This window comes from Citricoccus sp. NPDC079358, from assembly GCF_040702545.1.
GTDB lineage: Bacteria > Actinomycetota > Actinomycetes > Actinomycetales > Micrococcaceae > Citricoccus.
Map to the genome: position 1 here is coordinate 116640 of NZ_JBFBLI010000003.1, position 23415 is coordinate 140054.

General features: G+C 70.0%; 21 protein-coding genes. 12 read left to right on the forward strand and 9 right to left on the reverse strand.

Annotated features, from left to right (window positions below):
* Positions 1 to 100: 100 nt before the first annotated feature.
* Together AB0333_RS05230 and AB0333_RS05235 are read right to left on the reverse strand one after the other, a co-directional pair.
* The gene (locus tag AB0333_RS05230; protein ID WP_366217660.1) at positions 101 to 1303 is read right to left on the reverse strand and encodes a glycosyltransferase; all 1203 of its coding nucleotides are present in this window, start codon (positions 1301 to 1303) and stop codon (positions 101 to 103) included.
* Positions 1304 to 1321: 18 nt separating this feature from the next.
* Positions 1322 to 2662 carry an NAD-dependent epimerase/dehydratase family protein gene (locus AB0333_RS05235; RefSeq protein WP_366217661.1) on the reverse strand — a complete coding sequence of 447 codons (1341 nt, stop codon included), beginning with the start codon at positions 2660 to 2662 and terminating at the stop codon, positions 1322 to 1324.
* A 384-nt stretch (positions 2663 to 3046) separates the two neighbouring features.
* Here AB0333_RS05235 and AB0333_RS05240 point away from each other — a divergent pair, with 384 nt between their 5' ends.
* A complete protein-coding gene (locus AB0333_RS05240) occupies positions 3047 to 3616 on the forward strand; it encodes a YceI family protein (RefSeq protein ID WP_115932492.1) in 570 nt (189 codons plus the stop codon).
* A 117-nt stretch (positions 3617 to 3733) separates the two neighbouring features.
* On the opposite strand, the gene aqpZ is transcribed toward AB0333_RS05240, so the two are convergent.
* Complete coding sequence (gene aqpZ / locus AB0333_RS05245) at positions 3734 to 4519, reverse strand: aquaporin Z (protein ID WP_115932493.1); 786 nt, start codon at positions 4517 to 4519, stop codon at positions 3734 to 3736.
* Positions 4520 to 4688: 169 nt separating this feature from the next.
* On the opposite strand from aqpZ, the gene AB0333_RS05250 reads away from it, so the two are divergent.
* Positions 4689 to 5411, forward strand: a complete 723-nt coding sequence (locus tag AB0333_RS05250) for a dienelactone hydrolase family protein (RefSeq protein ID WP_115932494.1) — start codon at positions 4689 to 4691, stop codon at positions 5409 to 5411.
* Between the two features lie 6 nt (positions 5412 to 5417).
* Positions 5418 to 6380 (forward strand): hypothetical protein, encoded by a 963-nt coding sequence (locus AB0333_RS05255; protein WP_211309040.1) that lies wholly within the window; start codon positions 5418 to 5420, stop codon positions 6378 to 6380.
* 149 nt (positions 6381 to 6529) lie between these two features.
* Here the strand turns inward: AB0333_RS05255 and AB0333_RS05260 are convergent, their stop codons facing one another.
* Entirely contained in the window at positions 6530 to 7840 is a 1311-nt protein-coding gene (locus AB0333_RS05260) for a solute carrier family 23 protein (RefSeq protein ID WP_366217828.1), read from the reverse strand.
* A gap of 183 nt (positions 7841 to 8023) precedes the next feature.
* Here AB0333_RS05260 and AB0333_RS05265 point away from each other — a divergent pair, with 183 nt between their 5' ends.
* The 4 genes from AB0333_RS05265 to AB0333_RS05280 all read left to right on the forward strand — a co-directional run bounded on the left by AB0333_RS05265 (position 8024) and on the right by AB0333_RS05280 (position 12617).
* Positions 8024 to 8974 carry a carbohydrate kinase gene (locus tag AB0333_RS05265; protein ID WP_245952306.1) on the forward strand — a complete coding sequence of 317 codons (951 nt, stop codon included), beginning with the start codon at positions 8024 to 8026 and terminating at the stop codon, positions 8972 to 8974.
* Between the two features lie 62 nt (positions 8975 to 9036).
* Positions 9037 to 9948 carry an HAD family hydrolase gene (locus AB0333_RS05270; protein WP_115932496.1) on the forward strand — a complete coding sequence of 304 codons (912 nt, stop codon included), beginning with the start codon at positions 9037 to 9039 and terminating at the stop codon, positions 9946 to 9948.
* Positions 9949 to 9964: 16 nt separating this feature from the next.
* Complete coding sequence (locus AB0333_RS05275; protein WP_366217662.1) at positions 9965 to 10876, forward strand: glycerophosphodiester phosphodiesterase; 912 nt, start codon at positions 9965 to 9967, stop codon at positions 10874 to 10876.
* Between the two features lie 112 nt (positions 10877 to 10988).
* Positions 10989 to 12617 (forward strand): aldehyde dehydrogenase family protein, encoded by a 1629-nt coding sequence (locus AB0333_RS05280; protein WP_366217663.1) that lies wholly within the window; start codon positions 10989 to 10991, stop codon positions 12615 to 12617.
* Between the two features lie 103 nt (positions 12618 to 12720).
* Here AB0333_RS05280 and pgm read toward each other — a convergent pair whose 3' ends face one another.
* From pgm to AB0333_RS05295, 3 genes are all read right to left on the reverse strand, one after another.
* Positions 12721 to 14454, reverse strand: coding sequence for a phosphoglucomutase (alpha-D-glucose-1,6-bisphosphate-dependent) (pgm, locus tag AB0333_RS05285; protein ID WP_366217664.1), 1734 nt, complete (start codon positions 14452 to 14454; stop codon positions 12721 to 12723).
* Positions 14455 to 14547: 93 nt separating this feature from the next.
* On the reverse strand, positions 14548 to 14955 hold the full coding sequence (locus AB0333_RS05290) for a hypothetical protein (protein WP_366217665.1): 408 nt from the start codon (positions 14953 to 14955) through the stop codon (positions 14548 to 14550).
* 49 nt (positions 14956 to 15004) lie between these two features.
* Positions 15005 to 16081 (reverse strand): M4 family metallopeptidase, encoded by a 1077-nt coding sequence (locus AB0333_RS05295; RefSeq protein ID WP_366217666.1) that lies wholly within the window; start codon positions 16079 to 16081, stop codon positions 15005 to 15007.
* Positions 16082 to 16290: 209 nt separating this feature from the next.
* Between AB0333_RS05295 and AB0333_RS05300 the strand changes: the two genes are divergently transcribed.
* Positions 16291 to 16926, forward strand: a complete 636-nt coding sequence (locus tag AB0333_RS05300; protein WP_366217667.1) for a DUF4190 domain-containing protein — start codon at positions 16291 to 16293, stop codon at positions 16924 to 16926.
* Here AB0333_RS05300 and AB0333_RS05305 read toward each other — a convergent pair.
* The gene (locus AB0333_RS05305) at positions 16923 to 18341 is read right to left on the reverse strand and encodes an amidase (RefSeq protein WP_366217668.1); all 1419 of its coding nucleotides are present in this window, start codon (positions 18339 to 18341) and stop codon (positions 16923 to 16925) included. The two genes, AB0333_RS05300 and AB0333_RS05305, sit on opposite strands and share 4 nt — an antisense overlap.
* A 92-nt stretch (positions 18342 to 18433) precedes the next feature.
* Between AB0333_RS05305 and AB0333_RS05310 the strand changes: the two genes are divergently transcribed.
* Positions 18434 to 18760, forward strand: coding sequence for a rhodanese-like domain-containing protein (locus AB0333_RS05310; protein WP_366217669.1), 327 nt, complete (start codon positions 18434 to 18436; stop codon positions 18758 to 18760).
* Positions 18757 to 19752, forward strand: a complete 996-nt coding sequence (gene pheA, locus AB0333_RS05315; RefSeq protein ID WP_366217670.1) for a prephenate dehydratase — start codon at positions 18757 to 18759, stop codon at positions 19750 to 19752. The genes AB0333_RS05310 and pheA overlap by 4 nt, the downstream gene beginning before the upstream one ends.
* A gap of 3 nt (positions 19753 to 19755) precedes the next feature.
* Here pheA and AB0333_RS05320 read toward each other — a convergent pair whose 3' ends face one another.
* Entirely contained in the window at positions 19756 to 20988 is a 1233-nt protein-coding gene (locus AB0333_RS05320) for a diacylglycerol kinase family protein (protein ID WP_366217671.1), read from the reverse strand.
* Positions 20989 to 21062: 74 nt separating this feature from the next.
* Between AB0333_RS05320 and serS the strand changes: the two genes are divergently transcribed.
* Together serS and AB0333_RS05330 are read left to right on the forward strand one after the other, a co-directional pair.
* The gene (gene serS / locus AB0333_RS05325) at positions 21063 to 22355 is read left to right on the forward strand and encodes a serine--tRNA ligase (protein ID WP_366217672.1); all 1293 of its coding nucleotides are present in this window, start codon (positions 21063 to 21065) and stop codon (positions 22353 to 22355) included.
* 229 nt (positions 22356 to 22584) lie between these two features.
* Positions 22585 to 23412, forward strand: coding sequence for an HAD family hydrolase (locus tag AB0333_RS05330; protein ID WP_366217829.1), 828 nt, complete (start codon positions 22585 to 22587; stop codon positions 23410 to 23412).
* Positions 23413 to 23415: the final 3 nt, after the last annotated feature.

Consider the following 23415-nt stretch of genomic DNA (forward strand, 5'->3'; position numbering starts at 1 on the left):
GCAAAGGAGAAGTCCTGCCGCACGTCATTCGTGTTGAGGCACACCGATGGCCGGTGTGCCTCAACACGAATGACGTGCCTGGCGGGCGGCAGGGCCTGACTCAGTCCTGCGCCCGGGGCATCGGCTTGGCGAAACGGTCCAGGAAGGGGCCGTTGAGCGGCCGGTGCTCGCTCCAGTGCGTCTCGATCGTCCAATCGTAGAAGCCCACCAGGGCCTCGGTGGCGGCACGCCAGGAATGCCGCTCGGCTTCGGTGCGGGCTGCCTCGCCCATCGCAGTCCGGAGCCCGCGGTCTCCGAGCAGGCGCGCCAGGCGGTCCACCCAGCCGTCCACATCGCCGGGGTCGACGAGGAAGCCGGTGACGCCGTCGTCGATCACGAAGGGGATGCCACCGGCGCGCGCACCGACCACGGGCACCTGCGAGGCCATGGATTCCAGGGCCACCAGGCCCAGGGTCTCCGTGGTGGAGGGGAAGGCGAAGGCGTCCGCGCTGGCATAGGCGGCGGCGAGGTCCGCGCCGGACAGGTAGCCCGTGAACACGGTGTACGCCGGGTCGAACATCCGCTCCAGGTCCTCGCGGTACGGGCCGGAGCCGACCATCGCCAGCCGGGCACCGGGAACCCGCTCGCGGACCCGGCGCATCGGTTCGACCAGCTGGTCCAGGTCCTTCTCGCGGCTCATGCGCCCCACGTAGACCACCAGTGGGGCCTCGGGATGGCCCGCGGTCAGCTTCGCCCGCATCTGGTCCGTGGCCTTGGAGGGGTGGTAGCCAACCGTGTCCACTGCCTTCGGCCACAGGTCCACCCGCTGGATGCCGACCTCACGGGCCCGGTCCACCATGGGCCCGGAGGTGCACAGGTTCACCTCCGCTTTGTTGTGGAGGAACTGGATCCAGGACTCGAGCGGGTGGCGGGCCCAGCCCACGCGCAGTGATTCCGTGTACTTCGGCACGTCCGTGTGGAAGCTCGCCAGCTGGGGCAGGTCCCGCCGCCCGGCCGAGAGCACGCCGTAGGCGGACAGCCAGATCGGGTTGACCGTGTGCACCACGTGCGGGCGGAAGGCCTCCACCCGCCGGGCGATGGCCGGCGTCGGGACCCCCACCTTCAACTCCGGGTACAGGTAGCGCAGCGAGAAGCTCCGCACCCTCACCACCTCGTGCCCGGCATACTCCGCCGGCGGATCGCCGGGCGCGAAGAGCAGGACCTCGTGCCCCATCTCCTCGAGCTGTTCCAGGGTGCGCACCACCCGGGTCACCACGCCGTCGATCTTCGGCAGGAAGACCTCGGTGAACATCGCGATGCGCATGTGCGGGGCCCGCTCGCGCTACTTCACCGGGGCATGGTCCGGAACAGAATCCGGAACGAGGTCCGTTTCCGGGACCGGGACCGGGACCGGGGACGACGCCGGCCCGGCTGGTGCCGCTGCCGGGACGCCGGCCTGCTGGTCGGCGGTCCAGAGCGAGGTGGCGGGGATCTTGGACAGGTCCGCGCGGTCCCGGTACTTCTCGGCGATGTGCTCGACCTCGAGCAGCAGCCCCTCGGACAGGGTGGTCGGGCTGAGTCCGAGGTCCAGGAACGTGTCGTTGACGACGTGCAGGTCGTTCTCGGCGGACTCCTTGCGCGGGTTCGGCACCATGGCGACCTCGGCGCCGGTGATCCTGCCGATCAGCTCGGCCAGGTCCCGCACCCGGTGGGTCTCGGTCATCTGGTTGAAGATCTTGACGCGCTCGCCCGCTGCCGGAGGGTTCTCCAGGGCGATCTGTACGCAGCGCACCATGTCCTGCAGGTGGATGAACGCACGCGTCTGGCCACCTGTGCCGTGCACCGTGAGCGGATGGCCCACGGCGGCCTGCATGAGGAAGCGGTTCAGCACGGTGCCGTAGTCGCCGTCATAGTCGAAGCGGTTGATCAGGCGCTCGTCGAGCTGGGTCTGGGCCGTGTGGGTGCCCCAGATGATGCCCTGGTGCAGGTCGGTGATCCGCACCGAGTCGTTCTTCACGTAGTAGGCGAAGAGGTGCTGGTCAAGGACCTTGGTCAGGTGGTAGATCGAGCCCGGATTGCTGGGATACAGGATCTGCTGTTCGATGCGCCGCGGTTCGGCCGGCTGGTCGGACGGGCCGTTTGCAGCGCCGTTCGTGTCATCGTTCGCGTCGCCGTCCGCGGTGACCTCGATGTCCAGGTAGCCCTCGGGGATCTTCATGCCGGCGGTGCCGTAGCCGTAGACGCCCATGGTGCCGAGGTGGACCAGGTGGATGTCCACGCCGGACTCGACGATCGCGCTGAGCACGTGGTGCGTGGCGTTGACGTTGTTGTCCACGGTGTAGCGCTTGTTCTTCGAGGACTTCATGGAATAGGGCGCGGCGCGCTGCTCGGCGAAGTGCACCACGGCATCCGGGCGCTCGGTGCGGAAGAACTCCAGCAGTCCCTCGTAGTCCTGGGCCACATCGATGAAGGCGAAGCCGATCTGACGGCCGGAGACCTCTCGCCAGGCTGCGCGCCGTTCGGAGAGCGAGCGGATGGGGGTGAGGGATTCGGCTTCGAGTTCCTCGTCGATCACGCGCCGGGAGAAGTTGTCCACGATGGTGACCTCGTGGCCCTGGTCCGAGAGGTGTAGGGATGCGGGCCAGCCGCAGAAGCCGTCGCCGCCGAGGATCGCAATCTTCACAAGTACTCCCAATGCAGGTTGTCGAGGGACCCGTCACGGCGAGACACACTCACGGTGCTCAGTCGGGCACCGTGGTTGGCTACCGTATCGGTTGAAGGGCTGCCTTGAGCCTATCCAAACGGCCGGAGCCCAGGATCGGTTGAGACGCCTGGGTGTCAGGGGATTCGCTCGGCCGACCGGGCGGGAGGCCCGGCTCCCTGCGGGGCTGAACGGCCGCCGTCGGCCGCCGTCCGCAGGGGCGCCTCGATCCGTTCATCCGAAGTTCATGCCGGGGCGGGGAATAGTTCCGGGCCCGCCATGGTTCTATTGAACGTTCAACCAATATTGGTGGAACGGACGGGCTGCGGTCCGGACGCCACCGTTTTCAACGCAAGGAGACTTCTCATGACCGCATTGACCCCCGGAACCTGGAACCTGGACGCCACCCACACCGATGTGGACTTCACGGTCCGCCACGCTGGCATCTCCAAGGTTCGCGGCACCTTCAACGCCGTCGAGGGATCGCTGGTCGTGGCCGATGACGCCACCGCCTCGAACGTGGACATCACCATCGACGCCAACTCGGTCGACACCGGCCAGCCGGACCGCGATGCCCACATCAAGGCCGCCGACTTCTTCGAGACCGAGGCCCACCCGAACATGACTTTCGTCTCCACCGAGGTCCGCGCCAACGGCAACGATCCGCAGGAGTTCACCCTCGTGGGCAACCTGACCATCAAGGGCGTCACCAACCCGGTCCAGCTCAAGGCGGAGTTCGGCGGCCAGACCGTCGACGCCTTCGGCATGACCCGCGCCGGCTTCGAAGCCGCCGGTGAGATCTCCCGCAAGGAGTTCGGCATCACCTGGAACGCCCCGCTGCAGGCCGCGGCCGGTGGCGTGCTCGTCTCCGACGCCGTCAAGATCCAGATCGACGCCTCCTTCGTGCTGCCGGCCGAAGAGGGCGCCCAGGCCTGAGCCTGAGCACACCCTTGCCTGCAACCGCAGGCCAGAGCGCCCCGTTGTCCCGGAGATCATCCGGGGCCACGGGGCGCTTTTGACCTCTGGGTGTGATCTGGCGCGGCAGGGAACGGATCAGGCTGTGGCGTCGTTGGCTTCCTGCCCGGCGATGTCCGCGTTGACGGCTCCGCGGTCCGGGAACAGCAGGTTGTAGGTCAGCCCGGCGATCGCGGCACCCACGAGCGGGGCCAGGATGAACAGCCAGACCTGGCCCAGTGCCTCACCGCCGGCGAACCAGGCCACGCCGAGGGAGCGGGCCGGGTTCACGGAGGTGTTGGACACGGGGATGGAGATGAGGTGGATCAGGGTCAGGGACAGGCCGATCGCCAGGGGGCCGAAGCCGGCCGGCGCACGGCGGTCCGTGACACCGAGGATGACGTAGAGGAACACGGCGGTCAGGACGATCTCGATCAGCAGCACAGACAGCATCGAGTAGCCGTCCGGTGAGCGCTCGCCGTAGCCGTTGGTGGCGAATCCGGACTCCTGGGCGTCGAATCCGGCCTTCCCGGACGCGATCGCCAGCAGGACGCCGCCGGCCACGGTGGCGCCGAGGATCTGGATGAGCATATACGGGCCGACGTCGGACCACTTGGTGCGGCCCGCCAGTGCGGTGCCCAGCGTGACAGCGGGGTTGAAGTGGCCGCCGGAGATGTGTCCCACCGCGTAGGCCATGACCACCACGGTCAGGCCGAAGGCGAAGGCGACCCCGAGGAAGCCGACGCCCATGTTGACGCCGGCGGCGTCGTCCATGACCTGGGCGGCGAAGACGGCGGTGCCGCAACCGCCGAAGACGAGGACGAAGGTGCCGAGGAACTCGGCCAGCAAGCGGGCCGTGGTGCTGGGCTTGTACGGGACAGACATGGTGCGATCCTCCAGTGCTGTGATGGCAGACCGGCACCGGCCCTCCTGGTGGACGGGCAACACGGGCGGTCGCTCGAAACCCAGTATCATCACTTGTCCGCTTCGAGGACACCCCTAGACTGGCAGTGACGCTCACCACCAGCTTCACCCGCGGATCCAAGGAGGACCAGTGGCCGGAAAGACCCCGCACCAGAACACCACCTTTGCCTTGCCGGAGAAGGAGGGGACCGAGGGCGGCGACCACCGCGGCCACGGCTACCTGGCCACCCCCGAATCCGGGTCCGGTCCTGGCGTCATCGTCATCCAGGAATGGTGGGGACTCACGGACCACATGCGGGATGTCTGCGACCGGTTGGCGGCGGAGGGCTTCACCGCGCTGGCCCCGGATCTGTTCGGCGGTTGGGTCGCCCATGATGGCGAGGAGGCCGGCGAGATGATGCAGAACCTCCCCGCGGAGGAGGGGGCGCGCCAGCTGGCCGGGGCCGTCGACTACCTGCTGTCCCTGGACTCGGTCACCTCGAAGACCGTCGGCACCGTCGGGTTCTGCATGGGTGGCGGGTTCGTGCTCGCCTTGGCCGCTGACCAGGGTGCGAAGGTCTCCGCCGCGGTGCCGTTCTATGGCGTAGGCCAGGCCGTCCCGCAGGCCTACGCCGGGGTGAAGGCCGCCATCCAAGGCCACTACGCCGAACAGGACTCCATGTTCCCGCCCCAGGACGCACGTGCCCAGGAGCAGCAGATCCGCGACGAGTCCGGTGCCGAGGTCGAGTACTTCTTCTACGATGCCCCGCACGCCTTCCACAATGACGAGAACCCGCAGGGCAACTACCGCCCCGAGGAGGCCGAACTCGCGTGGTCCCGCACCGTGCGGTTCCTGAAGGACAAGGTCGAGTAACCGCCGGTGCCACCGTCCCCGCCCCCGTCCGGGCCGTCGACAGCAGACGAGATCGTCCCGGAGACGCTGTTCCTCTCCACCATCCCCGGCGCCTCGCCCTCCAAGTGGGTGGACCGCTTCACCTCCCGTGAGCGCAGCGTCCACCTGGTGAACCACGACGTCGGCGCGCAAGTCACGTTCCTCGCCCCCGGCCCGGACGGCTCGGCTCCGCGCGGACTCCCGCAGCTGGGCTACTTGCGCTGGCGGCTCGATTCCACCCCCGAGGCACTCCTCGCCGCCGGCGGCGTGGATCCCGCCGATGTGCACGTGGTCCGCTTCTACGAGGAGGACCCGGTGGTCTGCGTGGGCCAGGACCACCTGCTGGCAGCGTGGGATGCCGCCGACGGCCCCGTCCCATGCTCCGAACTGGATCCGGCCGAGCGGATGGACCCAGCGAGGTTCGCGCCCGAACCGCCGGTCGACCCGCTGGACGCCCCGGAGGTCCCGGGTGCGGGCGAGCGGATGGCCGTGGAGATCGTGGCCACCGGGGCGGGCCACGTGGTCCTGCCCGCCTCGGTGGCCCGCATGTTCGGCCGCAAGGACGTGGTGGTGTTGCCGCTGGAACGTCGCAGTGACGCCGCGGAGGCATCGGACGGCCACCCCGGGTGGGGCGTGGGCCTGGCCTGGTTGAAGGCCGTGGACTCCCAGCTCGTGCAGGACTTCGTCGGCGCCGCGAAGGGCCGCCGCCCCGGGTCGTCCCGGAATGACCACCACCAGACCACCACCGCGGCGCCTCAGGGCGGCGCCGCGGCCGCCGGTGCATCCCGCAGCGGCAAGGCCACTACTACGGGCCGCAACGTCGCGGCCACGAAGGGTGCCAAGGGTGCCAAGGGGGTTCAGGGATCCAGAGGTTCCAAGAGCTCCAAGGGTACGAAGGGCGCGAAGGGTTCCCCGGGATCGAAGGGCGGCAGGGGCGGCAAGCGCCGCTGAACGAGACCTGACCCCGGTCGTTGGCCGGCACCGGTGCCCTCGACGCCACCTCGACACCCCGACGATGCCCCCACGGCTGCTGGCCACGCCTGCGGGCCGTACCGGGCCGGCGTCGTGCGCGTCCGCCGTTTCCGCCGCAGCCGGGTGATTCAGCCCAGGCGGCCGGGCTCGGAGGACTCGTAGGGATTCTCGTCCGGATCTGCGGGCACGGGTTCGGTGCCGCGCCAGCGGGCGATGGCGGTCATGAGGTGGAAGACCACGAGCACGGTAGCGGTGCCGAGGGCGATGCCGCCGAACTGCATGCCGGCGACGTCCAAGGTCGGGTCGGCGATCGCGACGATGAGGCCCGCACCGGCGGACATCAGGTTGATCGTGTTCGAGAAGTCGACCCGGTTCTGCACCCAGATGCGCACGCCCATCACGCCGATCATGCCGTAGAGGATGATCCCCGCACCTCCGGCGACGCCCGCGGGGATGGTGTTGATCAGGGCGCCGAACTGAGGGAAGAACGCGAGGGCGAGGGCCACGATCCCGGCCACCCAGTAGGCGGCGGTGGAGTAGACGCGGGAGGAGGCCATGACACCGATGTTCTCCGCGTAGGTGGTGGTGCCCACGCCACCGCCGAGGCCCGAGAGGGTGGTCGCCAGGCCGTCGGCCATCAGGGCCCGGCCGTTGGAGGAGTCCAGGTTGCGGTTCGTCATGAGCCCCACCGTCTTCACGTGGCCGATGTTCTCCGCCACCAGCACCAACACCACGGGCAGGAAGAGGAACAGCACGTCCCAGTGGAACTCGGGGGCGTGGAAAGGCGGCAGGCCGACCACCGCGGCCTCACCGATGGGGCTGAAGTCGATCTGGCCCTGGGCCAGGGCCACGAGGTAGCCGACGATGATGCCGAGCAGGATGGACAGCCGCCCCAGCAGACCCTTGAACAGCACGGCACACACCACGATGGCCAGGGCGGTGGAGAACGTGGTCAGGGGTACCGAGACCATGGCCTCCGTGGTGGAACCGGCGAGGTTCAGGCCGATCAGGGCCACGATCGTGCCCATGACCACCGGGGGCATGAGCGCGTGGATCCACCCGGTCCCGGCCCGCTGCACCACAAGGCCGACGAGGAATAGCGCCACTCCGGAGACGAGGACGCCGCCGAGGGCCCCGCCGATGCCGTGCTGGCTCATCGCCGCGCTGATCGGCGCGATGAACGCGAACGAGCTGCCGAGATAGGAGGGGACCCGGCCGGCGGTGATGATCAGGAACAGCAGAGTGCCCACGCCTGAGAAGAACAGGGAGGCGGTCACGGGGAAGCCGGTGATGGTGGGCACGAGCACGGTGGCGCCGAACATGGCCATCACGTGCTGAACGCCGACGCCGATGGTCTGTGGCCAGGCGAGCCGCTCGTCCGGGGCGACGACCTCGCCCGGGGTGATGTGACGGCCGTCGCCATGCAGGCGCCAGCCCATGCCGAGTCGGCGGGCCAGGGACCGCTGCTCTTCGACGGCGGGTCCGTTGGTGGGCTCTGTGGGGTCCTTCGAGGTCACGGGCATCTTTCCGGTCGGTTCGGGGGTGTGGGAACTGCCTGGCGGACGTCCGGAGGGCCGGTCGAAAACCGAGAGGGCAACTGAGCGGTAGGGTACCGTTGATCTGTGACTGATTACGTGGGTGTGATCGGCGAGGCGCTCGTCGACGTCGTCCTTTCCGATACCGCGACGCCGCGGGTCCACGTCGGCGGCAGTCCCCTCAATGTGGCTGTAGGCCTGGCCCGGCTCGGGGAGAACGTGTTATTCGCCGGCCGCTACGGCCACGATGACTACGGCGCCATGGTCCGCGAGCATCTCGACCGCAACGGCGTGAACGCGGTGCTGGATCCGGACGGCCTGCCGACCTCCGTGGCCACCGCCCGCCTGGACCCCACCGGGGTGGCCCACTACGAGTTCGACCTGGACTGGTCGCTGCCCGATCCTGACGAGACGGCCCGGCTGGTGCGCGCCGTGCTGGACCGGGACGGCATGGCACGGACCCTCAAGCACCTGCACACGGGATCCATCGCCACGATGCTCGAGCCGGGTGCCTCCACCGTCATGGAGTTGCTGACCACGCTCGAGCCGGATGTCACCCTGAGCTACGACCCGAACTGCCGCCCCTCGATCGTCCCCGACCGGACCACCGCCCGCCGCCGGGCTGAGGAGTCGGTGGCGTTCGCGGACATCGTGCACGCCTCGGACGAGGATCTGGCCTGGCTGTACCCGGACCGTGCGCTCGAGGACGTGATCGTCGAGTGGCAGCGGATCGAGCCGGCCATGGTGGTGGTGACCCGCGGGGAGACCTCGCTGCTGTGCGCCACCGCCGCCGGGCTGACCGAACACCCCGTGACACCCGTCGAGGTCGCGGACACGGTGGGTGCGGGCGACTCCTTCACCGCCGCCCTGCTGGTCGCCCTGAAGGACCGTGGGCTCCTGGGAGCCGAGAACCGCGAGGCTCTGCGGAACATCAGCCCGGAGGACACCGCGGCGGTGCTCGCCTATGCCGCGCGGGCGGCGGCCATCACCTCGTCCCGGCTGGGGGCTGATCCGCCCACGCGTGGCGAGCTCGGCTGAGGCGCCCCGCCGGTTCGCCTCGCACCGTCACCCCCGCTGGCCCGCGGCCTAGAATGGGGGCCATGTCCCGTCCAGAACCGACCTACGAACCGGCGCCGCCGGCTCCGGCCGGTCCGGCCCTCCGCCGGCCCCGGATGATCGCCAGCGACCTGGACGGCACCATCATCGGCTATGACCACACCCGCACCGGCCTGATCTCGCCGCGCACGGTGGAGGCCTTCCAGGCCGCGCATGACGCCGGCATCCAGGTGGTCTTCGTGACCGGACGGCCCATCCGCTGGCTGACGCCACTGACCGAGGCGCTGGGTCATGCCGGGCCCATCATCTGCTCGAACGGGGCGGTCATCTACGACCTCGTGCGGGAGACCGTGCTCGACTCCAAGCCCATGGACTTCGAGACCGTGCTGCAGGCGCGCGAGATGATCGCCGCCCTGGACCCATCGGCGTCCTTCGGAATGGAGACCCTCGAGGGCTTTCATCTCGATGCCGCCTTCGTCGACCGGCAGGACGCGGAGGCCACCGGGGACCTGGTGTCCGGCGAACTCGCCGCCGGCGTCCACGTGGCACCGCGTCTGGACGAGGTCCTGCCCGCGGATCCCGCCGTGGTGAAGTTCCTGGTCAAGACGCGCTCCCACGAGCCCGATGCCTTCCTGGCCGAGGTCCGGGACCTGCTGGGGGACCTGCTCGCCGTGACGCATTCCGCACCCGGGATGACCTTGCTGGAGTTGTCCCGGCCGGAGGTGAACAAGGCCACGACCCTGGCCGGCTTCGCCGCCGAACACGGCATCTTCGCCAGCGAGGTGGTGGCGTTCGGGGACATGCCCAACGACCTGGAGATGATCCACTGGGCCGGCACCGGGTACGCCGTGGCCTCGGGGCACCCGACCCTGCTGGCCGCCGCGGACGCGACCACCGGAGCCTGCGATGACGATGGAGTGGCCCAGGCCATCGAGCATCTGCTCACCCTCGACTGACGGATAGGGTGGACGCGTGAAGCGCCCCACCCTGCCTCCATACCTGACGGATTCCCTCCCCGCCCGCCGGGGCTGGCCGCTGGCCTTCGCCCACCGCGGGGCGGACACCACCCGGGAGAACACGCTGACCGCATTCCGCAGCGCCGTGGACCGCGGATACGGCTACCTCGAGTTGGACGTGCGCACCTCGAAGGACGGGGTGCTCATGGTCTTCCACGACGAGGTCCTGGACCGCGTCACCACCGGTTCGGGGAGGATCTCGGACCACACCTGGGAGGAACTCAGCGCGCTCCGGGTGCTGGATCCGGCCACCGGTCAGGGGTCCGACCGCGGTCCGGTGCGGGAGCGGGTCGCCTCCGTTGGCGGTGCGGCATTGGACCCCGAGGTGGGGTTCGCCGGGAGCGACCTGCTCGAGGGTGAGCACCTGCTGCGCTTCGAAGACCTGCTGACCGAGTGGCCTGACGTGCACCTCAACGTGGACCTCAAGGACGATGCCGCTGGCGAGGCCATGGTGCCCTTGCTGGCCCGCCATGATGCCTGGCACCGGGTGCTGATCGCCTCCTTCCATGATTCCCGACGCCGGCGCTTCACCCGGACGGCCGGCCGCCGGATCGCGATGTCCGGCGGCGGATGGGCCATCGCCGCCCTCGTGCTGGCGGCTCCACTGGGGTTGACCCGGTTCGTGGCGCGCCGGCTGGTCCACGTCGACTGCGTCCAGGTCCCCGTGAAGCAGGGCGTGATCCCCGTGGTGACCCGCACCTTCGTGTCCCGGTGCCAGGCCGCCGGACTGCAGGTCCACGTCTGGGTGGTGGACGATCCCGCGGAGATGGAGCACCTGCTGGCCCTCGGGGTGGACGGGCTGATGACGGACGACGCGGAGGCCCTGGCCTCCGTGATGGAGGCCCGCGGGTACTGGCCGCAGCGCTGAAATCCCGTTTCAGGGCAGAAATCAGTACTCATCTCTGCCCGCAAAGTGTGGGTGAGTCTGCCGTGACCTGTGTGGCTGCGCGGTAGCGGGCCCTTGCCGTTACCGTGGGGTCATGCCTCAGATTCCGGACTTCATTGCGGACCAGACCCTGAACCCCGGCCACCACGGGGACGGCCCCCGGCCGGAGGACACGGCGCTCGACCCGGCGCCGATGCTGCACGTCCCGGCCGGGCCAGACGTGGCGAGCGGAAACGAGGAGCCGGGCGCCGCCGTCGCGAGGATGCGCCAGGCCGCCACCCTGCGGTTGGCCCACCCGCGGCGCTTCCGGGCCGGTCAGCTCAAGGGCCTCCGGCGGATGCTGGAGGAACAGGCCGACGCGATCTGCGCGGCCCTGGCGGCGGACCTGGGCAAACCCGCCGTTGAGGCGATGTTGACCGAGATCCAGCCCACCCGCTCCGAGGTGGATCACGCCCTGCTGTACCTGACCGACTGGATGGAACCAGAGTCGGTGAAGGTGCCGTTGGCGTTCCGTCCCGCCAGTGCCAAGGTCGAGGCCCGGCCCCTGGGCACCGTGCTGATCATCGGCCCGTGGAACTACCCGATCCAGACCTTGCTCGGCCCGCTGGTGGCGGCGGTGGCAGCCGGCAATTCCGTGGTGCTCAAGCCCAGCGAGAAGGCCCCTGCCACCGCCGAGCTCATCGGCCGGCTCATCCCGCAGTACCTGGATCCGCGTGCGGTCGCCGTGGTGCAGGGCGGGGCCGAGGCCGTGCAGGCCCTGCTGGCCGAGTCGTTCGACCACATCTTCTACACCGGAGGGGAGCGCGTGGGCCGGATCGTTTACGAGGCCGCCGCGAAGCAACTGACCCCGGTGACTCTGGAGCTGGGCGGCAAGTCCCCCTGCGTGGTGGCGGACGGGCGCAACTGGCCGGCGATCGCCCGCCGGATCGCCTTCGGCAAGTTCACCAACGCCGGGCAGACCTGCGTGGCCCCGGATTACGTCCTCGCGGTGGGCGAGGAGTCCCAGCGGCAGCTCGAGAAGCACCTGCCGAAGGCCATCGAGGAGTTCTACGGGAAGGACGCGCAGGCCTCACCGGACTACAGCCGCATGGTCAGCACCGAGCACCTGGAACGGACCGTGGCCCTGCTGGAAGACTCCCTGTCGGGTGGCGGCCCGGGTGCGGGCGCTGAGGACGGTGCTGGTGCCGGTCAGGGCGGGGTCTCTGACGGCGGTGCCGGCGCTCGGGCCGGGGGCGAAGGGCACCCGCCGGCGCGGCTCGTGCATGGCGGCCGGGCCGACGTCGCCGACCGATTCCTGGAGCCGACCGTCGTGGCGGACGTGTCACCGGACAGCGCCCTGATGGCGGAGGAGATCTTCGGGCCGGTGCTGCCGATCGTGCGCGTGGACACCTTCGAAGAGGCCGTCGAGTTCATCACGGCCCGGCCGCACCCCCTGGCCGCCTACCTGTTCACGGACAAGCACCGCTACCACCGGGCCTTCGAGGAGCGCGTCACCGCCGGCGGCATGGCCTTCGACGTGGCCCTCCTGCAGGTGGGACTGCCCACGCTGCCCTTCGGCGGGGTGGGGGCCTCCGGCCTGGGTGCTTACCACGGGCGGGCCGGCTTCGAGACGTTCTCCCAGCTGCGCCCGGCCCTGACGAAGACCGATCAGGTGGACACCCTGAGGATGGTCTACCCGCCCTACACCTGGGCCAAGCGCCAGGCGCTCAAGCGCCTGCTGTGACCCGGCCCGCATCCAGGTCGCACGGATTGGCCCCCCTCGGCTGATCTGGAGCCAATTCGTGTGACCCAGATGAGCGGCGGGAGCGGGAGCGGTCACCCCGCAATCACCCGGCGATAACGGAGTCCACGATGGCCTTGGCCTCCGCCTGCACATGGCTCAGGTGCTCGGCGGAGATGAATGACTCGGCGTAGATCTTGTACACGTCCTCGGTGCCGGAGGGCCGGGCCGCGAACCAGGCGTTCTCGGTGGTGACCTTGAGACCGCCGATGGCCGCGCCGTTGCCGGGGGCCTCGGTCATCTTGGCGGTGATCGGCTCGCCGGCCAGGGTGTCGGCGGCGACGTCGGACGGGGACATCTTCTTCAGCCTCGCCTTCTGCTCGGCGGTGGCCGGGGCGTCGATGCGGGCATACACGGGATCGCCGTACTGCTCCACCAGCTCCGCGTAGTACTCGGAGGGGGTCTGGCCCGTCACCGCGTGGATCTCCGCGGCGAGCAGGCACAACAGCAGACCGTCCTTGTCCGTGGACCAGGCGCTGCCGTCGAAGCGCACGAAGGAGGCGCCGGCGGACTCCTCGCCGCCGAACACCCCGGTGCCGTCCAGCAGGCCGGGCACGAACCACTTGAAGCCGACCGGTACCTCCACGAGGGGCCGTCCCAGTCCGGCGGCCACCCGGTCGATCATCGAGGAGGAGACCAGGGTCTTCCCGACGCCGGCCCCCGCCGGCCAGCCGTGCCGGTGCCGGTAGAGATAGTCAATGGCCACGGCCAGGAAGTGGTTGGGATTCATCAGCCCGCCGTCGCCGGTGACGATGCCGTGGCGGTCGGCGTCGGCGTCGTTGCCGGTGGCGATATCAAAGGGTGCGGCGCCGGCCGACTCGTTCTCTCCGGTCCCCTCGGACCGCATCCGCTCGATCAACGAGGCCATCGCGTTGGGCGAGGAGCAGTCCATCCGGATCTTCCCGTCCCAGTCCAGGCTCATGAACCCCCACTGCGGATCGACCTTCGGGTTCACCACGGTCAGGTCCAGGCCATGCCGGGTCCCGATCTCTCCCCAGTACCCCACGGATGCCCCGCCCATGGGGTCCGCGCCGATGCGCACCCTGGCCTGGCGGATGGCATCCAGGTCAATCACCGTCGGCAGATCGGTGACGTACCGGTCCAGGAAGTCATAGGTGCCCAGCGCCTCATGCTGCCGGGCCTCGGCCAACGGGATCCGCTGGACGTCCGCGAGGCCGCCGGCGAGCAGGGTGTTGGCGCGGTCGGCGATCCAGTTCGTGGCGTCCGTGTCCGCCGGGCCTCCGTGCGGCGGGTTGTACTTGATGCCGCCGTCCGTGGGCGGATTGTGGGATGGGGTGATGACGATGCCGTCCGCCTGGCCCTCCTTGTTCGAGGGGTCGGTGTTGAGAGCAAGGATGGCGTGGGAGAGGGCGGGGGTGGGGGTGTAGCCGTCCCGGGAGTCCACCAGGGTCCGCACGCCATTGCCCAGGAGCACCTCGAGCGCCGTGTCCTGGGCCGGTCCGGACAGGGCGTGCGTGTCCTTGCCCATCAGCAGCGGTCCGGTGACACCCTGGGCGGCACGGTAGTCGACGATCGCTTGGGTGATGGCCGCGATGTGGTCCTCATTGAAGGAGGCCTTGAGCGAGGAGCCGCGGTGGCCGGAGGTCCCGAAGGAGACCTGCTGGGCCGGGTTCGCGGGGTCCGGATGCAGCTCGGCATAGGCGGCCAGCAACGCGGGAACGTCCACAAGGTCCTGCGCGAGTGCACGTGTCCCGGCTCGTTCGGCGGCGGGCTTCACGCGGGTGGCGTCGGCATCGGCAGAGGCGTTCTCAGAGCTCATGCCACCACTGTGGCACGGCCGGCCCGGCGCGGATAGAGAGCGCGCTACCGTGACGCCACTCGGTCCTCCACGGCACCCCGCGGAGGCGCCGGACTACCGGGGTGCGGTCACCACGGTGATGAGGGCGTCCACCTCCGGATCACGACGCCGGCCCTCCTCGTCGCACTGCAGGGAGCCTTCCCCGCAGCGCACGGCCCACAGGAAACCGTCCCGCACCCGGCCCGGTCCCTCGGCGCCCGGTCCCTCGGCGCCCGGCCCCTCGGCGCCCGGCCCCTCTGCGCTCGGCTCGGCTGTGCTCAGCTCCGCGATCCGGTGCGCCGCACGCGCGGCCGGGCCGCCGTCGTCGGGAATCGGAGCAGACCACCGGCGCACCATCCCGGCGATCCCGCCGGAGCGCTCCACCGTGACCTCGAACCGGGCGGTGCCCGAACCCTGCTGAGGTGCTCCAGGTACTCCAGGCGCCCCCAGTGGCCGCGGGGGGCGATCGGCGGTGCCATCCATGAGGCAAGCCTACGCAGGCGGTGTCCGGTTCCGGTCGTTCCAGCTCCGGTCAGGTCCGGGCCGCCAGGACCCCGACCTGCTCCCAGGCGCCCCGGATCGCCGTGGCCACGGTCTCGTCGAATCGCTCACCGGCCGCCAGCACGGTGGCCTCCGCGAAACCGGCGAAATCGGCATCACGTGGCAGTGACTCGCCCGTGACGACGTCGAACCAGACCTGCCCGGCACGCTCCCAGGCGTGTCCGCCGAGGGCCATGGCCGCGAGGTGGAAGGCCTTGTTGGGAATGCCGGAGTTCAGGTGCACCCCGCCGTAGTCGGCCTGGGTCTCCACGTAGTCGTCCAGGTGTGCCGGTTGCGGATCCCGCCCGAGCCGCGGGTCGTCATAGGCCGTCCCCGGCGCGGCCATGGACCGCAGCCCGTCAGCCTGGATGTCCTCGCCGAAGATCTCCGCACCGATCAGCCAGCTGGCCTGATCGGCCGTCTGGCCCTGGGCGTACTGGTCCACCAGGGCCCCCAGCACGTCGGAGAAGGACTCGTTCAGGGCACCGGACTGGCCTTCGTAGAGCAGGTCCGTGGAGTACTGCATCAGCCCGTGCGCGAGCTCGTGGGCGATCACGGACACCGAGGGCGTGAACCCCGTGAAGATCTCGCCGTCGCCGTCACCGAACACCATCTGCGTCCCGTCCCAGAAGGCGTTGTCGTAGCGCTGGCCGTAGTGGACGGTCGCGAGCAGTCCGAGCCCGGTCCCGTCCAGGGAGGAGTGCCGGTAGACCTCCTCGAGGAACGCGTGCACGGAGCCGATCCCGTCATAGGCCTCGTTGACGGACACGTCCTCCACCGGAGGCTGGCCCTCCGTGCGCACGGTCCTGCCCGGAAGCTCCTCGGTGTTCTCCGCATCCGAGATCGTGCGGTCCAGAGTGCCCGCCGGGGCGACCGGCGCGCGCTCCGGCAGCGTCCCGCGGTGGCGCCGCTCGCGGACCTGTTCATCCAGCTGGAGGGTCCTCGCGATGGCGGCCGGCGGCCGGTTCCGGGACAAGTGCTCCAGCAGATACGGGGGCACGGCGCAGTAGCGTGGATTCCCCGGTGCCGTGGCGGTATCACTTTGCGTGGTTGCCGTGAATGTCGTCATCAGATCCCTCCCCTGGCCGCCAGCGTCGGGCGGTCCGGCCTCTGCGGTTCTCATCATCCTGCAGGCGGCCGGGGACACGATAGGGATCGGTGACGACCGGGACGGTGTCAGATCCGTTCCGTAGACTGGGGCTCATCATTCCGCCTGCCGGCGGCTGGCTCGACCAGTTTCCGGGCCGGCCCGCAGCAGCCGAAGACCCAAGGGGAGCCATGTCCGATCGGGAACCACGCCAGCACGGTGGCCAGTCGTCCGAGTCGTCGGGTGGCGACCGGCCGTTCAACGATCCGCATCACCCCTCCTGGTATTCGGACCCCTCCGCGCCGGCCACGCCTGCCGCTCCGCAGCAGTCGCCCGGTCAGGAGGCCGCCGCGCGCAACCCCTACGCCGACCAGCCGCTGGCCGGCCCCTACGGCAACGGCCAGGGCCAATATCCGATCCAGGGCGAGTATCCCGTCCTGGCCAATCCCCCCGGCCCGGGAACCGCGCCGGGGCAGAACCCGCCCTACGGACGCGGCGGAGCCGGCCACCCCTACGGCTCGCGCCCGGGCCACACCGGACCATGGGACGCTTCCGGTCGGCAGTCGGGAAGCCCGTTCCCCGTGGCCGGCCATCCGGCCCAGCCCAGTGGCCTGGCCGTGGCATCCATGGTGCTGGGCATCGTCGGCGTGGTGACCGGCGGGTTCCTCTTCGTGCCCCAGATCCTCGCCGTCATCCTCGGTCACGTCAGCCTGAACCGTGACCGGCAGAGCCGGGGCTTCGCCATCGCCGGCCTGGTCATGGGCTACCTGATGACCGGGCTCACGCTTCTCGGAATTCTCGGATTCATGGCGCTGTTCTTCGTCTAACCGGCCAGCAACTGTTCCATCCGGGCGGCCAGGGCCAGCAGGGGGCCCTCGGTCCCGGGCCGGCCGATGGCCTGGACGGACCAGTTGAACCCGTCCGCGTCCCGCAGCACGGGGACGGAGATCGCCGGCAGCCCCAGGACGTTGACCATGGACGTGTACGGCGTGAACCGGCACTGCAGCTCGTAGTCCTCGGCCGGCGGCAGGGCGGTGAACGTGCCGATCTCCGGTGGGGCGAAAGCCAGGACCGGCGTCAGCACCACATCGTGCGCGGCCAGCTGACGGCGGGCATCGGCGGCCCACTCGGTCAGGCGGCCCACCGAGGTGGCGAGGTGCTCCTCGGAGTAGCCGCGGGCCAACTCCAGGAAGTAGGCGGACAACGGGGCGAGGAGCGGCTCGGCACCGTCCGGCAGGGGGACCCTGGTCAGGGCCGACGTCCAGACGGTGCGGAAGTCCTGGTGATACCCGGGTGCGTAGGAGAGGTCGGCCTCCACCACCTCGTGCCCGTCCCGGCCCAGCGCCGCCGCTGCGGCGGTGAGCGCGTCCACGGCCGGCCGGGCCAGCGTGATGTCCAGGTCCGGAGAGAAGGGCGACGCGGTGGAATACCCGATGCGCAGGTGCCCCGGCGCGGCCTCCAGGGCCCGCGGCAGGCTGCGACCCTCGCCTCCCGGGCCACCCAGCATGGCGTCATACAGGAGGGCGGCGTCGGCGGCGTTGTGGGCCAACGGCCCGGAGACCGTGAGGTTGCGCACCGAGTCGTCCTGCTGGTCTGTGGGAACCGTGCCCCGCCCGGGTTTCAGGCCCACCAGACCGCAGGCCGCCGCCGGGATGCGGACCGAGCCGCCGCCGTCACTCCCGGGGGCGAACGGCAGCATGCCGGCCGCCACGGCCGCCGCGCCACCGCCCGTGGAGCCGCCCGCGGTGCGAGTGGGATCGAGCGGATTGCGGGCGGGGGCGGAGAGCAGGTTCTCCGAGTGGCAGGGCAGGCCGAACTCCGGAACGGTGGTCTTGCCGGTGGAGAGGGCGCCGGCGGCGTGCAGGGCGGCCGCCAGAGGGTCGTCCTCCGTGGCCGCGGGGGCCTGTGCCATGACGCGAGAGCCGAAGGTGGTGCGCATCCCGGCCACGTCCACCAGGTCCTTGAACGCCAACGGCATCCCGTGCAGGGAACCGATGGCGCCGGCGTCGGCGAAGCGCCGGTCCAGCTCCTCGGCCCGCTGGAGGGCTGCCTCCGGGTCAAGGGTGATGAATGCGCCCAGCTCGGGGTTGCGCCGCTCGGCCACGGCCAGGAAATGCCGGGTGGCGTCCACGGCAGAGACCTGCCCGGCAGCGAGGGCGTCGCGCAGTTGCAGGGCGGTGAGGCCGTCCAGGCCGGGGCCGGTCGCATCGGCCACGTCAGCAGGGGTATCCCGGTGATTCATCCCCCCACTGTAACGAGCGCCATCCAGTGCTGCTGGGACGCTGCCGGGACGCATGGTTCCAGCCGTCCGCCTCGCTCTATAGGCTGGGAACCATGAGCATGTTCGAAACCGTCCCCGTCGGCGACGTACCCGAGAACGCCACCATCCTCGATGTCCGGGAGGACGATGAATGGGTTCTGGGCCGCGCTGCCGGCGCCCTGCACATCCCCCTCGGTGAGCTGCCCGAGCGGCTCGAGGAGCTGGACCCGGACACCGACTACTACGTGATCTGCCGGACCGGCGGCCGCTCCATGCGCGCAGCCGGATTCATGGTGGACCACGGTTACTCCGCCATCAACATCGCCGGCGGCTCCGGGGCCTGGTTCGAGTCCGAGCGGCCCATGGAGGCGGACGGCGGCGCCGAACCGACCGTCAAGTGAGCGTTGCCGTTCCGCCGGCCGGTCCAACGGACGACGCCGGACCGCCCGCCTCGGGCGCGGCGGGCACCGCTCGTGCACGGTACGTCTTCCTCGGCCCCGCGGGGACCTTCACGGAGGCCGCCCTGCGGCAGGTCCCGGGGGCCGAGGAGGCACAGTGCGATCCCGTCGGCTCGGTGATCACGGCGCTCGCGGAGGTCCGCCAGGGCACCGCCGACTATGCCGTGGTGCCGATCGAGAACTCCGTGGAGGGCGGCGTCACCGCCACCCTGGATGACATCGCCGCGGACGACAACCTGCAGATCCGGCGCGAGATCCTCGTGCCGATCAGCTTCGTGCTGGTCGGCCGGCGCCCGCTGGAGCTGAACGAGATCCAGACGGTCTCCACCCACACCCACGGCTGGGCGCAGGTGCGCAACTGGGCCGCGGCCCACATCCCCCAGGCGGAGTTCGTTCCCGGCAACTCGACCGCGGGCGCGGCCCGGGGCCTGCTCGACGACTCCACGACCTACGATGCCGCCGTCTGCGCGCCGCTCGTGGCAGAGCAGACCGGCTTGCCCGTGCTGGCCTCGGCCATCGAGGACACCGCCGGCGCCGTGACCCGGTTCGTCCTCGTCTCTCGCCCCGGCACCGTGCCGGCGCCGACGGGCTCGGACAAGACGACCGTCGTCGTGCCCCTGCCGGAGGACCATCCCGGTGCCCTCATGGACATCCTGGACCAGTTCTCGACGCGCGGGATCAACCTCTCGCGGATCGAGTCCCGTCCCACCGGGGCCGGGTTGGGCAGCTACTTCTTCTCGATCGACTTCGAGGGCCACGTTGCCGAGGAGCGGGTGAAGGCCGCGCTCGCCGCCCTGTACCGGATGATCCCCGGGATCCGTTTCCTCGGGTCCTACCCGCGGGCCGACAGGCTGAAGTACTCGATCCCGGCGCACACCCAGGACGCGGCCTACCGGGCCGGGCAGGAGTGGGTCGCGGAGATCATGGAGCGGTAGGGCTCAGTCCTCTGCCGCCGGGACCGCCTCCGGCTGCATCAGCGGGGCGGCGGCCGAGTCGGGCACGTCCGAGGCCGGCAGCTGCACCCGCAGGGAATCCGGCCTGACCCGAGCGTCGATGACCTTGACCTCCATGATCGCGTCACCGTCGAGCTGGGCGACCATCGGCTCGTGCAGGACCACACGGCACCGGGTGGCCTGGTGGGTCTCCATCACGGGGATCTCGGTGGCGGATTTGGACAGCGTCTTGGCGGCGATGCGGACCCAGTCGCCCACGTGACGCGGGGAGAGCATGACAACGTCCAGCAGGCCGTCGTCGAACCGGGCGTCCGGGATGAAGTCCATGCCGGCTGTGAGCTCGCCGCAGTTGGCGACCATCACGGACCGGACCTTGCGCCGTTGGGGGGCGCCGCCGTCGAGCGAGATGGAGATCTCCTTGCGCTTGCCGGCCAGGTGGCGCATGCCCGCCTCGCCGTAGGCCAGCCAGCCGGCCCGGGCCTTGAGGTCATCTCGGGTGTCGCCCATGATCTCCGCGTCGATGCCCGCGCCGGCGATGACCAGGAAGGTGTTCTTCTTGACCTCGCCGTCGGTGCCCTCGAGTTTGATGGTGACGGAGTCGATCTCGCGGGTGGACCCGTGGATGGCCGTGTTGATGCAGGCCTGGTGATCGTCCAACGGCAGTTTGAGGTTCCGCGCCAGCAGGTTTCCGGTGCCCATCGGCACGAGCGCCAGCGCGACGTCGGTCCCGGCCAGTTCCTCGGCCACGAACCGCACCGTGCCGTCACCACCGGCGGCGATGACGACGTCGGCGCCGTCCCGGATGGCATCCCGCGCCATCTGCTGGCCCGGGTCCTCCACGGTGGTCTCGTAGACCTTCAGCTCGGGCAGCCCGGCCTCGGCGACGGCGGCCGTGGCCTTCGCGCGGATGCGGTCCGCACCGTTCTTGGAGGGGTTGAGCACCAGGGCGATTTGCGTGGGGTGGTCCATGGCACGGGCTACCAGGGGTGCGTCGGCGATCTCGCTGACCTGCCCGTCCAGGGCTTGGACCCTGCCGTTGAGGTCGTCCATCCGACCGGGCAGGGTCTGGACGTTGCCGTGCAGCGAGGTGACCTGGCCGTCGAGACGGTCCATACGGCGGCGCAGGGTCCGCTGACCGGTCCAGAGCCCCGTGGCGAAGGCCAGTGCGGCCACCACGAGTACCAGGGCGATGATGACCAAGACCAGTTCAACGGGCATGCGCAGCAGTCTACGGTGGGGCCGGCACCGCCATCCTGCGGTGACACGGCCGGAGACTGGCTAGGCTGGTGTCCGTGATCGACGTCAAGCACCTCATCGAAAACCCGGACCTCTATGTGGCCTCGCAGCGCGCCCGCGGTGCCGACGAGTCACTCGTCGAGCAGATCGTGTCCGCCGATGCGGAGCGCCGATCCTCGATCACGGCGTTCGAGGAGCTCCGCGCCGAGCAGAAGGCCTTCGGCAAGAGGGTCGCCGCCGCGAAGGGCGAGGAGAAGCAGCAGCTGCTGGCCGAGGTCAAGGAGCTCTCCGCCAACGTCAAGGCGGCCGAGGCCGCCTCCGACGAGGCGAAGAGCCGGCTTGATGGCCTGCAACGCCGGTTCCCGAACCTCATCGAGGACGGGGTGCCCGCCGGCGGCGAGGACGACTTCACCACGGTCAAGACCGTGGGCACCATCCGGGACTTCTCCGCCGACGGCTTCACCGCGCGGGACCACCTGGAGATCGGTGAGCTGATCGGCGCGATCGACATGGAACGGGGCGCCAAGGTCTCCGGATCCCGCTTCTACTTCCTCAAGGGCGTGGGTGCCCGCCTGGAGCTGGCGCTGATGCAGATGGGCCTGGACCTGGCCCTGAAGAACGGCTTCATCCCGATGATGACCCCCACCCTGGTGCGTCCCGAGACCATGCAGGGCACGGGCTTCGACGTGGAGCACGACGACGAGATCTACAAGCTCGAGCGGGACGACCTGTACCTGGTCGGCACCTCCGAGGTCGCCCTGGCCGGCTATCACGCGGACGAGATCCTCGAGTTCGGCGAGGAGCCGACCCGCTACGCCGGCTGGTCCACCTGCTACCGCCGTGAGGCCGGTTCGGCCGGCAAGGACACCCGCGGCATCATCCGCGTGCACCAGTTCAACAAGCTGGAGATGTTCGTCTACACCTCCCCGGAGAAGGCCGCCGAGGAGCACGCCCGGTTGCTGGACTGGGAGGAGCAGATGCTCGCCATGGTCGAGCTGCCCTACCGCGTGATCGACACGGCGGCCGGCGACCTGGGCATGAGTGCCGCCCGCAAGTTCGACTGCGAGGCGTGGGTCCCCACCCAGGAGACCTACCGGGAGCTGACCTCGACCTCGAACTGCACCACGTTCCAGGCACGCCGCCTGAACATCCGAGAACGGCTGGTCAACGAGGACGGCTCCAAGGGCGGGACGCGCATGGTCGCCACCCTCAACGGCACCCTGGCGACGACCCGGTGGCTCGTGGCCATCCTGGAGAATCACCAGAACCCGGACGGCTCCGTCAACGTCCCGACCGCCCTGCAGCCCTACCTGGGCGGACTCGAGGTCCTGCCGGTCCTCTCGAAGTAGGCCGCCGCAGGCGGTGGTCGGAACGGCGCACCGGTTGTCCACACTGGGGACAACCTGTGAGTGTTAACCGTCCCGTCATCCGCCGGCAGGGAACGGGCTACTGCGCGTCCGTGCGGTCTGCTTGACTAGGGACATGCTCAATTCAAGGAACGCCGGCACCGAAGACCGGCACGAAGAACGGAACCCGATCACCGGTTCGCTCCAGACCACCTACCGTCCCGCCTCGGACATGACCTCCTCAGGCCACCAGCCTCACGGCAACGGTTCCCGCAAGATGGTCTGCCTGGACGTGGACGGCACGCTCGTGGACCACGACGGCCACATGGACGACGAGGTGCGGGACGCCGCCCGTGCCGTCGTCGAGGCCGGCCACCACGTCCTCATCGCCACCGGCCGGTCACTCGCGGCGACCCTGCCCATCATCCAGACCATCGGTCTGGAGCAGGGGCACAGTGTCTGCAGCAACGGCGGTGTCACCCTGAGGCTCTCCACCGCACTCGACGAGGGTTACGAGGTTGTCGACCGCAGGACTTTCGACCCGGCACCGGCGCTGCGTTCTCTGCGTCACCGCCTGCCGAGCGCGAAATACGCCATCGAGGACGACCGGGGACGCTTCCTGTCCACCGAACGCTTCCAGGACATGAGTTTCGGCGTCCAGGCGGAGGGCGTGACCTTCGAGGAGCTGATGGAGGCCACTGCCGTCCGCCTCGTCGTGTTCTCGACCGATTCCTCCGCTGAGGAGTTCGGTGAGGCCGTTGAGTCGATCGGCCTGCAGGGGGTCACCTATTCCGTGGGTTGGTCCGCCTGGCTGGATATCGCCGCCGCCGGCGTCACCAAGGCGTCCGGGCTGGAGGCCCTGCGGGACCACCTCGGCGTGCACATCGACGACACGGTGGCGGTCGGCGACGGCCGCAATGACATCGAGATGCTGGCGTGGGCCGGCCGTGGCGTGGCCATGGGCCAGGCCCCGCCGGAGGTCGTCAAGGTCGCCGATGAGGTCACCGGGCATGTCAACGAGAATGGCGCCGCCGCGGTCCTGCGTTCGCTGCTGGACTGACCC

Coding starts and splice junctions, on each gene's coding strand:
- AB0333_RS05230 (WP_366217660.1), bottom strand. CDS start 1,303: ATGCGCATCGCGATGTTCACCGAGGTCTTCCTGCCGAAGATCGACGGC.
- AB0333_RS05240 (WP_115932492.1), top strand. CDS start 3,047: ATGACCGCATTGACCCCCGGAACCTGGAACCTGGACGCCACCCACACC.
- aqpZ (WP_115932493.1), bottom strand. CDS start 4,519: ATGTCTGTCCCGTACAAGCCCAGCACCACGGCCCGCTTGCTGGCCGAG.
- AB0333_RS05260 (WP_366217828.1), bottom strand. CDS start 7,840: ATGGGCTGGCGCCTGCATGGCGACGGCCGTCACATCACCCCGGGCGAG.
- AB0333_RS05270 (WP_115932496.1), top strand. CDS start 9,037: ATGTCCCGTCCAGAACCGACCTACGAACCGGCGCCGCCGGCTCCGGCC.
- AB0333_RS05280 (WP_366217663.1), top strand. CDS start 10,989: ATGCCTCAGATTCCGGACTTCATTGCGGACCAGACCCTGAACCCCGGC.
- pgm (WP_366217664.1), bottom strand. CDS start 14,454: ATGAGCTCTGAGAACGCCTCTGCCGATGCCGACGCCACCCGCGTGAAG.
- AB0333_RS05290 (WP_366217665.1), bottom strand. CDS start 14,955: ATGGATGGCACCGCCGATCGCCCCCCGCGGCCACTGGGGGCGCCTGGA.
- AB0333_RS05295 (WP_366217666.1), bottom strand. CDS start 16,081: ATGACGACATTCACGGCAACCACGCAAAGTGATACCGCCACGGCACCG.
- AB0333_RS05300 (WP_366217667.1), top strand. CDS start 16,291: ATGTCCGATCGGGAACCACGCCAGCACGGTGGCCAGTCGTCCGAGTCG.
- AB0333_RS05305 (WP_366217668.1), bottom strand. CDS start 18,341: ATGAATCACCGGGATACCCCTGCTGACGTGGCCGATGCGACCGGCCCC.
- AB0333_RS05310 (WP_366217669.1), top strand. CDS start 18,434: ATGAGCATGTTCGAAACCGTCCCCGTCGGCGACGTACCCGAGAACGCC.
- AB0333_RS05320 (WP_366217671.1), bottom strand. CDS start 20,988: ATGCCCGTTGAACTGGTCTTGGTCATCATCGCCCTGGTACTCGTGGTG.
- AB0333_RS05330 (WP_366217829.1), top strand. CDS start 22,585: ATGACCTCCTCAGGCCACCAGCCTCACGGCAACGGTTCCCGCAAGATG.